General features: G+C 54.2%; 11 protein-coding genes. 9 read left to right on the top strand and 2 right to left on the bottom strand.

Annotated elements, in window-relative coordinates; translation table 11 throughout:
* Positions 1-174 precede the first annotated feature (174 nt).
* From metA to aceK, 4 genes are all read left to right on the top strand, one after another.
* Entirely contained in the window at positions 175-1,104 is a 930-nt protein-coding gene (metA, locus tag HED65_RS17860; protein ID WP_028017990.1) for a homoserine O-acetyltransferase MetA, read from the top strand.
* 270 nt (positions 1,105-1,374) lie between these two features.
* Positions 1,375-2,976 (top strand): malate synthase A, encoded by a 1,602-nt coding sequence (gene aceB / locus HED65_RS17855; protein ID WP_114979583.1) that lies wholly within the window; start codon positions 1,375-1,377, stop codon positions 2,974-2,976.
* 31 nt (positions 2,977-3,007) lie between these two features.
* Positions 3,008-4,312 (top strand): isocitrate lyase, encoded by a 1,305-nt coding sequence (aceA, locus tag HED65_RS17850; RefSeq protein WP_028017988.1) that lies wholly within the window; start codon positions 3,008-3,010, stop codon positions 4,310-4,312.
* A gap of 49 nt (positions 4,313-4,361) precedes the next feature.
* Positions 4,362-6,125, top strand: coding sequence for a bifunctional isocitrate dehydrogenase kinase/phosphatase (gene aceK / locus HED65_RS17845; protein WP_114979582.1), 1,764 nt, complete (start codon positions 4,362-4,364; stop codon positions 6,123-6,125).
* On the opposite strand, the gene iclR is transcribed toward aceK, so the two are convergent.
* A complete protein-coding gene (iclR, locus tag HED65_RS17840; protein WP_075204663.1) occupies positions 6,079-6,906 on the bottom strand; it encodes a glyoxylate bypass operon transcriptional repressor IclR in 828 nt (275 codons plus the stop codon). The genes aceK and iclR overlap by 47 nt on opposite strands.
* A gap of 193 nt (positions 6,907-7,099) precedes the next feature.
* Here iclR and metH point away from each other — a divergent pair, with 193 nt between their 5' ends.
* The 5 genes from metH to rluF all read left to right on the top strand — a co-directional run bounded on the left by metH (position 7,100) and on the right by rluF (position 14,294).
* Positions 7,100-10,783: a methionine synthase gene (gene metH, locus HED65_RS17835; RefSeq protein WP_114979581.1), complete on the top strand. Its 3,684-nt coding sequence runs from the start codon at positions 7,100-7,102 to the stop codon at positions 10,781-10,783.
* 116 nt (positions 10,784-10,899) lie between these two features.
* Entirely contained in the window at positions 10,900-12,531 is a 1,632-nt protein-coding gene (locus HED65_RS17830; RefSeq protein ID WP_114979580.1) for a Na/Pi cotransporter family protein, read from the top strand.
* 145 nt (positions 12,532-12,676) lie between these two features.
* Positions 12,677-13,027, top strand: coding sequence for a type II toxin-antitoxin system RelE/ParE family toxin (locus HED65_RS17825; protein WP_114979579.1), 351 nt, complete (start codon positions 12,677-12,679; stop codon positions 13,025-13,027).
* A gap of 2 nt (positions 13,028-13,029) precedes the next feature.
* A complete protein-coding gene (locus HED65_RS17820; RefSeq protein WP_114979578.1) occupies positions 13,030-13,368 on the top strand; it encodes a helix-turn-helix domain-containing protein in 339 nt (112 codons plus the stop codon).
* 53 nt (positions 13,369-13,421) lie between these two features.
* Complete coding sequence (rluF, locus tag HED65_RS17815; protein ID WP_114979577.1) at positions 13,422-14,294, top strand: 23S rRNA pseudouridine(2604) synthase RluF; 873 nt, start codon at positions 13,422-13,424, stop codon at positions 14,292-14,294.
* Here the strand turns inward: rluF and HED65_RS17810 are convergent, their stop codons facing one another.
* The gene (locus HED65_RS17810; protein ID WP_028017981.1) at positions 14,295-14,567 is read right to left on the bottom strand and encodes a YjbD family protein; all 273 of its coding nucleotides are present in this window, start codon (positions 14,565-14,567) and stop codon (positions 14,295-14,297) included.
* Positions 14,568-14,575 lie beyond the last annotated feature (8 nt).

The following is a 14,575-nucleotide window of genomic DNA, read 5'->3' as shown; positions in this document are numbered from 1 at the left end:
TCAAGAAGAACCCCGTACCGTAAGGTGCGGGGTTTTTTGCTTTGGATCTTGCACGTACCCTCCTTGAAACTTTCTCACCTTTCACTTGCAGACTCGACATTCAGATCATTTCTGGTTATCGTTAGCTGTCTGGATGTCTAAACGTTTATACGTATGCTGTGAGGATATAAGGTTATGCCGATTCGGGTGCAGGACGAGCTACCAGCCGTCAATTTCTTACGTGAAGAAAATGTCTTTGTCATGACGGCTTCACGCGCTACAGGTCAGGAAATTCGCCCGCTGAAGGTGCTTATTCTCAATCTGATGCCAAAAAAGATCGAAACAGAAAACCAGTTTCTTCGTCTGCTTTCGAACTCCCCGCTTCAGGTTGATATCCAGCTTCTACGTATTGATGCCCGTGAGTCGCGGAATACACCTTCTGAGCATCTGAACAATTTCTACTGTAACTTCGATGACATCCGCGATGAAAACTTCGATGGACTGATTGTAACGGGAGCACCGCTGGGCCTGGTTGAATTCAATGATGTTGCCTACTGGCCGCAGATAAAACAGGTGCTGGAGTGGGCAAAAGATCACGTCACCTCCACGCTCTTTGTCTGTTGGGCGGTACAGGCGGCACTGAATATCCTTTATGGCATTCCAAAGCAAACCCGCACTGAAAAGCTCTCTGGCGTATATGAACACCATATTTTGCATCCACACGCATTACTGACACGCGGATTTGATGACACCTTCCTTGCCCCTCACTCTCGCTATGCCGATTTCCCGGCACAGCTGATCCGCGATTACACCGATCTGGAGATCCTGGCTGAAACGGAAGACGGAGATGCCTACCTGTTTGCCAGCAAAGATAAGCGTATTGCTTTTGTCACCGGGCATCCCGAGTATGACCCAAACACCCTCGCGGCGGAGTTTTTCCGTGACGTCGAAGCGGGTCTGAATCCGGATGTTCCGTACAACTATTTCCCGAAAAACGATCCGCAAAACAAACCGAGAGCAACCTGGCGCAGCCACGGGAATTTGCTGTTTACGAACTGGCTCAACTATTACGTCTACCAAATTACACCATACGATCTGCGTCACATGAATCCGACGCTGGAGTAATCTTCTGCATTCAACGATCCTAAAGCGTTTCAGCTATTCAGATCAGGCACCTTCGGGTGCCTTTTTTATTTCCGAAATACCACTCACCGTGCAATAAAACTTTAATTTCAATTAAATCAATAAATTGCCATCAATAATAAATTAAAATGGAAATTGTTTTTGATTTTGGAAAAAATATAGATAGTCTTAATTCTGCTGAGCGAAAACTACCCAACGATCTTTCGTTCGCACTGGGGATGTGAATTTGGATCTTTGATGAGGAGCAGAGTGATGACTCAACAGGCAACGACGGTCGATGAACTGGCCTTTACCCAGCCGTATGGCGAGCAAGAACAGCAAGTTTTGACGGCGGAAGCGGTAGAATTTCTGACTGAGCTGGTGACGCGCTTTACACCACAGCGTAATAAGCTGCTGGCAGCGCGCATTCATCAGCAGCAGGAAATTGACGATGGCAAGTTGCCTGGTTTTATTTCGGAAACCGCTTCCATTCGCCGTGGCGAGTGGAAAATCCGTGGCATTCCCGAAGATTTACAGGATCGCCGCGTTGAGATCACAGGGCCGGTAGAGCGCAAAATGGTGATCAACGCCATGAACGCGAACGTTAAAGTCTTTATGGCTGATTTTGAAGATTCTCTGGCACCGGACTGGCGTAAGGTCATTGAGGGGCAGATCAATCTGCGCGACGCTGTTAACGGCACCATCAGCTACACCAACGAAGCCGGTAAAATTTATCAACTCAAACCAAACCCGGCGGTTCTGATCTGTCGTGTACGCGGGCTTCATCTGCCCGAAAAACATGTCACCTGGCGTGGTGAAGCCATTCCGGGCAGCCTGTTTGATTTTGCTCTCTATTTCTTCCACAACCACAAAAAGCTGCTGGCAAAAGGTAGCGGCCCTTACTTCTATTTGCCTAAAACCCAATCCTGGCAGGAAGCGGCTTGGTGGAGCGAGGTATTTAGTTATGCAGAAGATCGTTTCAACCTGCCGCGTGGCACCATCAAAGCCACGCTGCTGATTGAAACGCTGCCCGCCGTGTTCCAGATGAATGAAATTCTGCATGCCCTGCGCGATCACATTGTCGGCCTGAACTGCGGGCGCTGGGACTACATTTTCAGCTACATCAAGACCCTGAAGAATTATCCCGATCGCGTACTGCCGGATCGTCAGGTTGTCACCATGGATAAACCGTTCCTGAGCGCTTACTCGCGTCTGCTGATCAAAACCTGCCACAAGCGTGGTGCCTTTGCGATGGGCGGCATGGCAGCGTTTATTCCAAGCAAAGATGCGGAGCGTAATAGCCAGGTACTCAACAAGGTGAAAGCCGATAAAGAGCTTGAAGCACGCAATGGTCATGACGGGACGTGGATCGCGCATCCGGGCCTGGCGGATACGGCAATGGAAGTCTTTAACCGCGTACTCGGGGACAATAAAAACCAGCTGTTTGTCACGCGCGAAGAGGATGCGCCAACAGCCGAAGAACAACTGCTGGCACCGTGTGCGGGTGAACGTACCGAAGAGGGCATGCGTGCCAATATCCGTGTCGCCGTACAGTACATCGAAGCGTGGATCTCCGGTAACGGCTGTGTGCCGATCTACGGCCTGATGGAAGATGCCGCGACGGCAGAGATCTCCCGTACTTCAATCTGGCAGTGGATCCACCATCAAAAAACGCTCAGCAACGGTAAACCGGTAACCAAATCCCTGTTCCGTCAGATGCTGGCTGAAGAGATGCGGGTGATCCAGGACGAGCTGGGTGAGCACCGCTTCAGCAGTGGACGTTTTGACGACGCTGCACGCCTGATGGAGCAAATCACCACATCAGATGACTTAATCGACTTCCTGACCCTGCCGGGCTACCGCTTCCTGGCGTAACTCACCACATAACAATATGGAGCATCTGCACATGAAAACCCGTACCCAACAAATCGAAGAGTTAAAGAAAGAGTGGACACAACCTCGCTGGGAAGGTATCCGCCGTCCGTACAGCGCGGAGGAAGTGGTGAAATTACGCGGCTCGGTCAATCCGGAATGCACGCTGGCGCAAAATGGCGCAGCGAAAATGTGGAAACTGCTGCACGGTGGTTCCAAAAAAGGTTATATCAACAGCCTTGGCGCGCTGACGGGCGGTCAGGCACTCCAGCAGGCTAAGGCGGGGATTGAAGCCATTTACCTGTCCGGCTGGCAGGTCGCGGCGGACGCCAACCTGGCCTCCAGCATGTACCCGGATCAGTCGCTCTATCCGGCGAACTCGGTGCCGTCGGTCGTGGATCGGATCAACAACACCTTCCGCCGAGCGGATCAGATCCAGTGGGCGGCAGGCATTGAGCCCAACGATCCGCGCTTTATTGATTACTTCCTGCCGATCGTTGCGGATGCGGAAGCGGGCTTCGGTGGCGTGCTGAACGCCTTCGAGCTGATGAAATCGATGATTGAGGCCGGTGCAGCGGCCGTTCACTTCGAAGACCAGCTGGCGTCAGTGAAGAAATGCGGACATATGGGCGGCAAAGTACTGGTCCCGACCCAGGAGGCGATTCAGAAACTGGTTGCGGCGCGTCTGGCTGCGGACGTGCTCGGTGTGCCGACATTGGTCATTGCCCGTACTGATGCGGATGCAGCTGACCTGATCACCTCAGATTGCGACCCGTACGACAGCGAGTTCATTACCGGCGAACGTACCAGCGAAGGCTTCTATCGTACCCATGCGGGTATTGAGCAGGCGATCAGCCGTGGCCTGGCATATGCCCCGTATGCGGACCTGGTCTGGTGCGAAACCTCCACGCCGGATCTGGCTCTGGCAAAACGCTTTGCCGATGCTATTCACGCGAAGTACCCGGGCAAACTGCTGGCCTATAACTGCTCGCCGTCCTTCAACTGGCAGAAAAAGCTGGACGACAAAACGATCGCCAGTTTCCAGCAGCAGCTATCTGACATGGGCTACAAATACCAGTTCATTACCCTGGCGGGTATCCATAGCATGTGGTTCAACATGTTCGACCTGGCGCATGCCTATGCGCAGGGTGAGGGTATGAAGCACTACGTAGAGAAGGTGCAGCAGCCGGAATTTGCCGCGGGTAAAGACGGTTACACCTTCGTGTCTCACCAGCAGGAGGTGGGAACCGGCTATTTTGATAATGTGACCACGATTATTCAGGGCGGCACCTCCTCCGTCACCGCTTTGACGGGATCAACCGAAGAAGCACAGTTCTAAACTTTTCCCCCTCTCCCCCCTCGGGGAGAGGGTTGGGTGAGGGGGATATATGTCGCGTGGTCTGGAATTACTGATTGCCCAAACTATTCTGCAGGGCTTCGATGCCCAGTATGGCCGTTTTCTGGAAGTGACCTCCGGCGCGCAGCAGCGCTTCGAACATGCAGACTGGCATGCGGTTCAGCAGGCCATGAAGCAGCGTATCCATCTCTATGACCACCATGTGGGTCTGGTGGTGGAACAGTTGCGCTGTATCACTGACGGTAAAAGCCCAGACGCGGAATTTTTACTGCGCGTGAAAGAGCACTACACCCGTTTGTTACCCGATTACCCGCGCTTCGAGATTGCGGAGAGCTTCTTTAACTCCGTCTATTGTCGGTTATTTGACCACCGCTCATTATCTCCTGAGCGGTTATTTATTTTCAGCTCCCAGCCCGAGCGGCGTTTTCGTACTATTCCGCGTCCGCTGGCGAAAGATTTCTTCCCCGATCGCGGGTGGGAAAAGCTCCTGCACCGCGTGTTAACGGATTTGCCGCTGCGTTTACCCTGGGAGAATAAAACCCGGGATATCGGTTATATTCACGCGCATCTCACTGAAACCTTCGGCGAGGACGTTCTTGGGCACAGCCATTTGCAGGTCGCCAATGAACTGTTCTATCGCAATAAAGCCGCCTGGTTGGTGGGAAAACTGATTACGCCGACAGCCATCGTGCCGTTCCTGTTACCGATCCACCGTACCGACGACGGTGAACTGTTTGTCGATACCTGCCTGACTACCAGCGCCGAGGCCAGCATCGTGTTTGGCTTCGCCCGTTCCTACTTTATGGTCTATGCACCGTTACCTGCCGCGCTAGTGGAATGGTTGCGCGAGATCCTGCCGGGTAAAACCACCGCCGAGCTGTATATGGCGATTGGCTGTCAGAAGCACGCCAAAACGGAAAGCTATCGGGAGTATTTGCGCTATGTCACCACGGCGGATGAGCAGTTCATTGAAGCACCGGGCATTCGCGGTATGGTGATGCTGGTCTTTACGCTTCCGGGTTTTGACCGTGTCTTTAAGGTGATTAAAGACCGATTCGCACCGCAAAAAGAGATGACGGCTGCACATGTCCGCGCCTGCTACCAACTGGTAAAAGAGCACGATCGCGTCGGACGCATGGCCGATACCCAGGAATTCGAAAACTTTGTGCTGGATAAGCAGCAGATCGATCCGGCGCTAATGGCGCTTTTAATGCAAGAAGCACCCGGTAAAGTCACCGATCTTGGTGATAAAATCGTGATTAGCCATCTCTACATTGAACGCCGTATGGTGCCGCTGAACATCTGGCTGGAGCAGTCCGAAGGTCAGGCGCTTCGCGATGCCATTGAAGAGTATGGCAATGCGATTCGCCAGCTTGCTGCCGCCAATATTTTCCCGGGTGATATGCTGTTTAAGAACTTTGGTGTCACCCGTCACGGACGAGTCGTGTTCTACGATTACGATGAAATTTGCTACATGACCGAGGTGAATTTCCGCGACATTCCTCAGCCCCGCTATCCGGAAGATGAACTCTCCGGTGAACCGTGGTACAGCGTCTCGCCGGGCGATGTGTTTCCGGAGGAGTTCCGTCACTGGCTGTGCGCTGACCCGCGAATTGGACCATTATTCGAAGAGATGCACGACGATCTGTTCCACGCCAGCTACTGGCGTGGATTGCAAACGCGAATTAAGAATGGGCATGTGGAAGATGTGTACGCCTATCGACGTAAGCAGCGGTTTTGCGTGCGGTTTAACGAATCCCACCATACGCCAGCGTCACCTCTTTCGCCGCCTTAATCACCAGCGCACCCAGTTCGGTCACGCGATCATCGGTCATGCGTGAAATCGGCCCGGAGATGGAGATGGCGGCAAACGGCTCGCGGTGTTCGTCAAAGATACAGGCTGCAATGCAACGCAGGCCCAGAGCATGTTCCTCGTCATCAAACGAATAGCCGCGTTTGCGGGTCAGGGCCAGATCCTCTTTAAGGTGCACCGGCGAAACCAGCGTTGCGTGGGTGTAGGCGTGCAACCCTTTACGGTGCAATAACCCCGTCACCTGCTCTTCGCTCAGTTGTGACAGAAACGCTTTCCCCGCCCCGGAGGCGTGCATAGGGAGCTTGCCGCCAATGGGGGCCGACATACGCATCAGCTGCGTACACTGTACCTGGTCGATGATGATCGCCTGATGGTCGCTCTGGTCGAGTACCGCCAGGTTTACCGTCTCACCGGAATCTTCCATCAGCTTGCGCAGGATCGGGTGCACAATCGCCAGCAGATTACGGCTTTGCAGGAAGCTGCTGCCGACGATAAACGCATGCGCGCCTACAGCCCAGTGTCCCAGCTCACCCACCTGACGGACAAAGCCCAGTTGCTGCATGGTGGTCAGCAGTCGATGTGTTGTGGAGTTCGGCAGGCCAGCCTGCTGGGCCAGCTCCGTCAGGGCCACGCTGTTATGCGACTCGGCTATCCACTCCAGCAGCTTCAAACCGCGCGTGAGCGATTGAACCTGTCCGCCCTGTTGTGCGGCGGTGGTAGCAGCAGGTTTTCTGCCGCGTTTAGCGGGAACGGTCGCGACCATGACGATCTCCTTTTTCTGTATCGTGGAAATCATTTTCGTTTTATTTGGTGAATTTGCAACCGTTATCCTGACTGATCGGAGGAGTGATAGTGAACATGTCTCATGTTACCCCTGTGTGACTTTTCCACCCTGCGAGATTATGCCAGTATGGAATGCAGCCTTTTGGCCTTGTTGAGCGTTGTCGGGAGCAAGTGTGAGCAGCAAAGTAGAGCAACTGCGTGCGCAGTTAAATGAACGAATTCTGGTGCTGGACGGCGGCATGGGCACTATGATCCAGGGCTATCGTCTTAGCGAAGACGATTTCCGCGGCGAGCGCTTTGCCGACTGGCCATGCGATCTGAAGGGTAACAACGACCTGCTGGTGCTGAGCAAGCCGCAAGTCATTACCGATATCCACAACGCGTACTTCGAAGCGGGTGCAGATATCGTTGAAACCAACACCTTCAACTCGACAACCATCGCCATGGCGGATTACCAGATGGAATCCCTGTCGGCGGAGATCAACTTTGAAGCCGCGAAGCTGGCGCGCGCCTGTGCCGACGAGTGGACGGCCCGCACGCCGGACAAGCCGCGCTACGTGGCCGGGGTGCTTGGCCCTACCAACCGCACCGCGTCGATTTCACCGGACGTGAACGACCCGGCGTTTCGTAACATCACCTTTGACCAGCTGGTCGCGGCCTACCGCGAATCGACCAAAGCGCTGGTGGAAGGCGGTTCCGATCTGATCCTGATTGAAACGGTGTTCGATACCCTCAACGCCAAAGCCGCGATTTATGCGGTGAAAGAGGAGTTCGAGGCGCTGGGCGTTGACCTGCCGATCATGATTTCCGGCACCATTACCGACGCCTCCGGCCGTACCTTATCCGGCCAGACAACTGAAGCCTTTTATAACTCACTGCGCCATGCCGAAGCGCTCTCCTTCGGCCTGAACTGCGCACTGGGGCCAGATGAACTCCGCCAGTACGTACAGGAACTGTCGCGCATTGCGGAATGTTACGTCACCGCGCACCCGAACGCCGGTCTGCCGAACGCGTTTGGTGAATACGATCTCGATGCCAACACCATGGCGGCGCAAATCCGCGAGTGGGCCGAGTCTGGTTTCCTGAACATCGTTGGCGGCTGCTGCGGCACGACGCCTGAGCATATCGCGGCCATGAGCAATGCGGTGGCCGGGCTGCTGCCGCGAAAATTACCTGAGCTGCCTGTTGCCTGTCGACTCTCCGGCCTTGAGCCGTTGACCATCGGCGACGACAGCCTGTTTGTGAACGTGGGTGAGCGTACTAACGTCACCGGTTCAGCAAAGTTCAAACGTCTGATTAAAGAAGAGAAGTACAGCGAAGCGCTGGACGTCGCCCGCCAGCAGGTTGAGAGCGGTGCTCAAATTATTGATATCAACATGGATGAGGGGATGCTCGACGCCGAAGCGGCGATGGTACGTTTCCTCAACCTGATTGCCGGTGAACCGGACATCGCCCGCGTGCCGATCATGATTGACTCCTCTAAGTGGGAAGTCATCGAGAAAGGGCTGAAATGCATTCAGGGTAAAGGCATCGTTAACTCCATCTCGATGAAAGAAGGCGTTGATATCTTTATCCATCACGCGAAGCTGGTACGCCGTTACGGCGCGGCCGTGGTGGTCATGGCCTTTGATGAAGTGGGCCAGGCAGACACCCGCGAGCGCAAGATTGAGATTTGCCGTCGCGCGTACAAAATTTTGACCGAAGAGGTAGGCTTCCCGCCGGAAGACATCATCTTCGACCCGAATATCTTCGCGGTGGCGACCGGGATTGAAGAGCACAACAACTACGCCCAGGACTTTATCGGCGCGTGTGAAGACATCAAACGCGAGCTGCCACATGCGTTGATCTCCGGTGGGGTATCGAACGTATCGTTCTCGTTCCGTGGTAACGACCCGGTGCGTGAAGCTATCCACGCTGTATTCCTCTACTACGCCATCCGTAACGGGATGGATATGGGGATCGTTAACGCCGGACAGCTCGCGATTTACGACGACCTGCCGGCAGAACTGCGTGACGCAGTAGAAGATGTGATCCTGAACCGTCGTGACGATGCTACCGAGCGGATGCTGGATCTGGCGGAGAAATATCGTGGCAGTAAATCGGATGACGCAGCCAACGTTCAGCAGGCCGAGTGGCGTTCCTGGGATGTGAAAAAGCGTCTGGAATATTCGCTGGTGAAAGGTATTACCGAGTTTATCGAACAGGATACCGAAGAAGCGCGTCTTCAGTCCGCACGTCCGATTGAAGTGATCGAAGGGCCACTGATGGACGGCATGAACGTGGTTGGCGATCTGTTCGGCGAGGGCAAAATGTTCCTGCCGCAGGTGGTGAAATCCGCCCGCGTGATGAAGCAGGCGGTGGCCTACCTTGAACCGTTTATCGAAGCCAGCAAAGAGAAAGGCTCCAGCAACGGGAAAATGGTTATCGCCACCGTGAAAGGCGATGTTCACGACATCGGCAAGAATATTGTTGGTGTGGTGCTGCAGTGTAATAACTACGAGATTATCGATCTTGGCGTGATGGTACCCGCGGACAAAATCCTTAAAACCGCACGTGAAGTGAATGCCGACCTGATTGGCCTTTCCGGGCTGATCACCCCGTCGCTTGACGAGATGGTCAACGTGGCGAAAGAGATGGAGCGTCAGGGCTTTACCATTCCGCTGCTGATTGGCGGGGCAACCACCTCAAAAGCGCACACGGCGGTGAAAATCGAGCAGAACTATAGTGGCCCAACGGTCTACGTACAAAATGCCTCGCGAACAGTAGGCGTGGTGTCCGCGCTGCTCTCTGACACCCAGCGCGACGAGTTTGTTACACGTACCCGCAAAGAGTACGAAACCGTCCGTATTCAGCATGGTCGCAAGAAACCGCGCACACCGCCTGTCACGTTGCAGGCGGCCCGCGATAACGATCTGGCGTTTGACTGGTCGAGCTATACGCCACCTGTCGCGCATCGTCTGGGCGTGCAGGATGTGACTGCCAGCATCGAGACGCTGCGCAACTACATCGACTGGACGCCGTTCTTTATGACCTGGTCGCTGGCGGGCAAATATCCGCGCATCCTCGAAGACGAAGTAGTCGGTGAAGAAGCACAGCGCCTGTTTAAAGATGCCAACGAAATGCTCGACAAACTGAGTGCGGAGAAAACCCTCAACCCGCGTGGTGTGGTGGGGCTGTTCCCGGCGAACCGCGTGGGCGACGATGTTGAAATTTATCGCGATGAAACCCGCACTCATGTACTGGCAGTGAGCCATCATCTGCGTCAGCAAACCGAGAAAGTGGGGTTCGCGAACTACTGTCTGGCCGATTTCGTTGCACCGAAGCTCTCCGGTAAAGCCGATTACATCGGCGCTTTTGCTGTGACCGGTGGTCTGGAAGAAGATGCCCTGGCGGATGCGTTCGAAGCGCAGCACGATGATTACAACAAAATCATGGTCAAAGCGATTGCCGACCGTCTGGCGGAAGCCTTCGCCGAGTACCTGCACGAGCGCGTACGTAAGGTGCTCTGGGGCTACGCGGCCAATGAGAACCTCAGCAACGAGGAACTGATCCGCGAAAACTATCAGGGGATTCGTCCGGCACCTGGCTACCCGGCCTGTCCGGAACACACCGAAAAGGGCACTATCTGGAAGCTGCTGGATGTTGAAGCGCATACAGGGATGAAACTCACCGAGTCGTTCGCCATGTGGCCAGGGGCATCCGTTTCCGGCTGGTATTTCAGCCATCCTGACAGCAAGTACTTCGCCGTGGCGCAGCTGCAACGCGATCAGATCGAAGATTACGCTCTGCGCAAAGGTATGAGTGTCTCTGAAGTGGAACGTTGGCTGGCACCGAATTTAGGCTACGACGCGGACTGACGTCACTTTTCCTTACAACTAACAGGGCGCTCATTGGGCGCCCTGTCTCTTTATTACGTTTAAACCCTTATACTGAACCAAGGGAAAACGAATAACGATAAGGAGGAACATCTTCCGTGCTGACTCTGTTACATCTGCTCTCCGCAGTCGCACTGCTGGTATGGGGCACCCATATTGTCCGTACCGGCGTGATGCGCGTATTTGGTGCCCGTTTACGTACCGTTCTCAGCAGCAGCGTTGAGAAGAAACCGCTCGCCTTCTGTGCGGGTATTGGCGTGACGGCACTGGTTCAGAGCAGCAACGCCACGACTCTGCTTGTCACCTCGTTTGTGGCGCAAGATCTGGTGGCGCTGGCCCCGGCGCTGGTGATTGTACTGGGTGCTGATGTAGGTACCGCGTTGATGGCGCGTATCCTGACCTTTGATCTCTCCTGGCTGTCGCCGTTGCTGATTTTTATTGGCGTCATCTTCTTCCTCGGCCGCAAACAAACGCGAGCCGGACAGCTCGGACGCGTAGGGATTGGCCTGGGGCTTATCCTGCTGGCGCTGGAACTGATTGTGCAGGCGGTTACTCCCATTACCGAGGCTAATGGTGTTCAGGTCATCTTCGCTTCGCTGACTGGCGACATCATGCTGGACGCGCTGATCGGCGCAGTGTTTGCCATCGTCAGTTACTCGAGTCTGGCTGCGGTACTTCTGACAGCAACACTCACCGCTGCAGGGGTGATCTCCTTCCCGGTCGCATTATGTCTGGTGATCGGGGCTAACCTCGGCTCTGGCCTGCTGGCGATGCTCAACAACAGTGCCGCTAATGCTGCCGCCCGCCGCGTAGCCCTCGGCAGCTTGCTGTTTAAGCTGGTGGGCAGCCTGATTATCCTGCCCTTTATCCACCCGCTGGCGAACCTGATGGACAACCTTCCTCTGCCGAAGGCGGAGCTGGTGATCTATTTCCACGTTTTCTATAACCTGGTGCGCTGCCTGGCGATGGTGCCTTTTGCTGAGCCGATGGCTCGTTTCTGTGAACGACTTATTCAGGATGAACCGGAGCTGGATGCGCGTCTGAAACCGAAGCATCTGGATACGTCCGCGCTGGATACCCCGGCGCTGGCACTGGCGAATGCCGCTCGTGAGACGCTGCGTATAGGCGATGCGATGGAAACCATGCTCGAAGGGCTACAAAAGGTGATGCACGGTGAGCCACGTGAAGAGAAAGAGCTGCGCAGACTGGCGGACGATATCAACGTGCTTTATACCGCCATCAAGCTCTATCTGGCGCGCATTCCGCAGGATGAACTGGCGGAGGAGGAGTCCCGCCGCTGGGCGGAAATTATCGAGATGTCGCTTAACCTGGAACAGGCCTCAGATATTGTTGAGCGTATGGGGAGTGAAATTGCCGATAAATCGCTGGCTGCGCGTCGGGCGTTCTCCATTGAAGGCTTGAAAGAACTCGAAGCACTGCATGAACAGCTTCTCAGTAACCTGAAGCTGGCGATGCTGGTCTTCTTCTCAAGCGACGTGCCGAGCGCACGTCGTTTGCGCCGTAACAAGCATCGTTTCCGCATCCTCAACCGCCGCTATTCACACGCCCACGTTGAGCGTCTACACCAGCAGAATGTGCAGAGTATCGAAACCAGCTCTCTACACCTGGGACTGCTGGGGGATATGAAACGCCTTAACTCGTTGTTCTGTGCGGTAGCGTACAGCGTGATGGAACAGCCGGATGAAGACGACGAGCGGGATGAGTATTAATCTCTGAAAGCGCCTCGCAGATCCTCTCCATGAGGCGTGACCAAACTCCACTGAAAACGTAACGTCACATCCACAGGTCATATGCAGACCTGTGGAGTAAGACAATGTGATTTTTAATGTATAAAATTTTATACAGGGATGTGGTATGCTTTCAGAAAGACCAGCAATGAGGCCCATTGCATGGATGGGGAGTGCCTTCGATGATTTGCTCGGCTTTCCGGAGGAAATCCGACGGGATGCGGGATATCAGCTACACCGATTACAGGCTGGATTAGAGGCGGCGGACTGGAAGCCCATCTCAGAGATCGGCAAAGGCGTTGCAGAGATACGGTTGCGCGGTGACACGGGCGCATACCGAATTATCTATTTGGCTCGTTACGAGGATGCTGTTTACGTACTGCATTGCTTTAAGAAGAAAACGCAGCGGACATCAGGCCATGATAAATACATAGCAAAGGCACGTTTTCAGGCGGTGCTTGATGCTCGGAGAGGGTGAAAATGGGAAGACGCGTTGAAACAAAGATTCGGCATGTGACGGCTTCAGAAACGAACATCTTTGCTGAACTGGGTTTTGAAGAAAGTGAAGCTAAACAGCTACATGAATGTGCCGAGAAAGAGGTTGAGCAGCTGCTTGCCATCAAGCGGCAACTGATGCAGGAAATTTCCTCGTGGATTGCGGAGAATAAACTGCGTCAGGCTGATGCTGCCGCCAGGCTAAACGTCTCTCGTCCCCGAGTGTCTGATGTGGTGAACCTCAAAACCAGTAAGTTCACCCTTGATACGCTGATCATGATGCTGTGCAAACTTGGAAAACCCGTCTCAGTTACCGTCGGCTAATCTTTTTTTTCGGCCCAAACCTAAGGTATATTTCGCCCTTCACAGGAGAAACTATGCTGCCAACTCAATCAACCCGATTAAACAAATACATTAGCGAGAGCGGGATCTGCTCACGTCGCGAGGCTGACCGTTACATTGAACAGGGTAATGTGTTCCTCAACGGCAAACGCGCCACCATTGGTGACCAGGTCGTCCCTGGTGATGTGGTTAAAGTGAATGGTCAGGTCATCGAACCCCGCGATGCCGAAGACCTGGTGTTTATCGCGTTGAATAAACCGGTTGGTATCGTCAGTACCACGGAAGATGGCGAGCGGGACAACATCGTTGATTTCGTGAACCACAGCAGCCGTATCTTCCCGATTGGTCGACTGGATAAAGACTCCCAGGGACTGATTTTCCTCACCAACCACGGCGACCTGGTGAACAAAATTCTACGCGCCGGAAACGACCATGAGAAAGAGTACATCGTCACGGTGAATAAGCCTGTGACGGATGAGTTTATCCGTGGGATGGGGGCGGGCGTGCCAATTCTGGGCACCGTTACGAAGAAGTGTAAGGTGAAGAAAGAAGCACCGTTCGCGTTTCGCATTACGCTGGTCCAGGGTTTAAACCGCCAGATCCGCCGTATGTGTGAGCATTTCGGTTATGAAGTGACGAAGCTGGAACGCACGCGCATCATGAACGTCAGCTTGTCCGGGATCCCACTGGGTGAATGGCGTGATTTAACGGATGACGAGTTGATCGAGCTGTTCAAACTTATTGAGAATTCTTCATCCGAAGCAAAGCCGAAGGCCAAAGCTAAACCTAAAACCCAGGCGATTAAGCGCCCGGTGGTGAAGGCGCCGCAAGCGGAAGAGAAGGGACGAGGCAAACCGGCCAACGGGAAACGCTTTACCCAGCCTGGCCGTAAAAAGAAAGGGCGCTAATCAGCGCCTTCCACGAGTCGATGTGTTGGCAGACCAGGAGAAGGTCGCCTCCGCATCGGGTTTATAAGCCTGCTGCTTTTTCAGTTTGCGGGCTTTTTTCGCCTCAGCCTCACGCTGTGTCATCAATTTATCGATGTACTCTTTTTTAACCTGATTCGTTTCGGCGTTCGTCAGCGTGCGGCCATGTGCGATACGGGCGCGGTCGAGAAGCGTTTTCAGTTCGCGCTGCTCGGCTTCCGTCATGTCTTTCTGGGTCAGTCGTGGTGTAGCCATTGCTGAAG

Origin of the sequence: Pantoea sp. LS15 (assembly GCF_012241585.1) — a bacterium.
In the GTDB taxonomy this organism is placed as follows: domain Bacteria; phylum Pseudomonadota; class Gammaproteobacteria; order Enterobacterales; family Enterobacteriaceae; genus Enterobacter.
Note: the sequence above shows the minus strand (reverse complement) of the source record. Positions and strands in the feature narration are given on the sequence as shown.

Excerpts from the sequence above, each read along its gene's own strand:
- metA (WP_028017990.1), top strand. The coding sequence starts at position 175 with ATGCCGATTCGGGTGCAGGACGAGCTACCAGCCGTCAATTTCTTACGT.
- aceB (WP_114979583.1), top strand. The coding sequence starts at position 1,375 with ATGACTCAACAGGCAACGACGGTCGATGAACTGGCCTTTACCCAGCCG.
- aceA (WP_028017988.1), top strand. The coding sequence starts at position 3,008 with ATGAAAACCCGTACCCAACAAATCGAAGAGTTAAAGAAAGAGTGGACA.
- aceK (WP_114979582.1), top strand. The coding sequence starts at position 4,362 with ATGTCGCGTGGTCTGGAATTACTGATTGCCCAAACTATTCTGCAGGGC.
- iclR (WP_075204663.1), bottom strand. The coding sequence starts at position 6,906 with ATGGTCGCGACCGTTCCCGCTAAACGCGGCAGAAAACCTGCTGCTACC.
- HED65_RS17825 (WP_114979579.1), top strand. The coding sequence starts at position 12,677 with ATGCTTTCAGAAAGACCAGCAATGAGGCCCATTGCATGGATGGGGAGT.
- HED65_RS17820 (WP_114979578.1), top strand. The coding sequence starts at position 13,030 with ATGGGAAGACGCGTTGAAACAAAGATTCGGCATGTGACGGCTTCAGAA.
- rluF (WP_114979577.1), top strand. The coding sequence starts at position 13,422 with ATGCTGCCAACTCAATCAACCCGATTAAACAAATACATTAGCGAGAGC.
- HED65_RS17810 (WP_028017981.1), bottom strand. The coding sequence starts at position 14,567 with ATGGCTACACCACGACTGACCCAGAAAGACATGACGGAAGCCGAGCAG.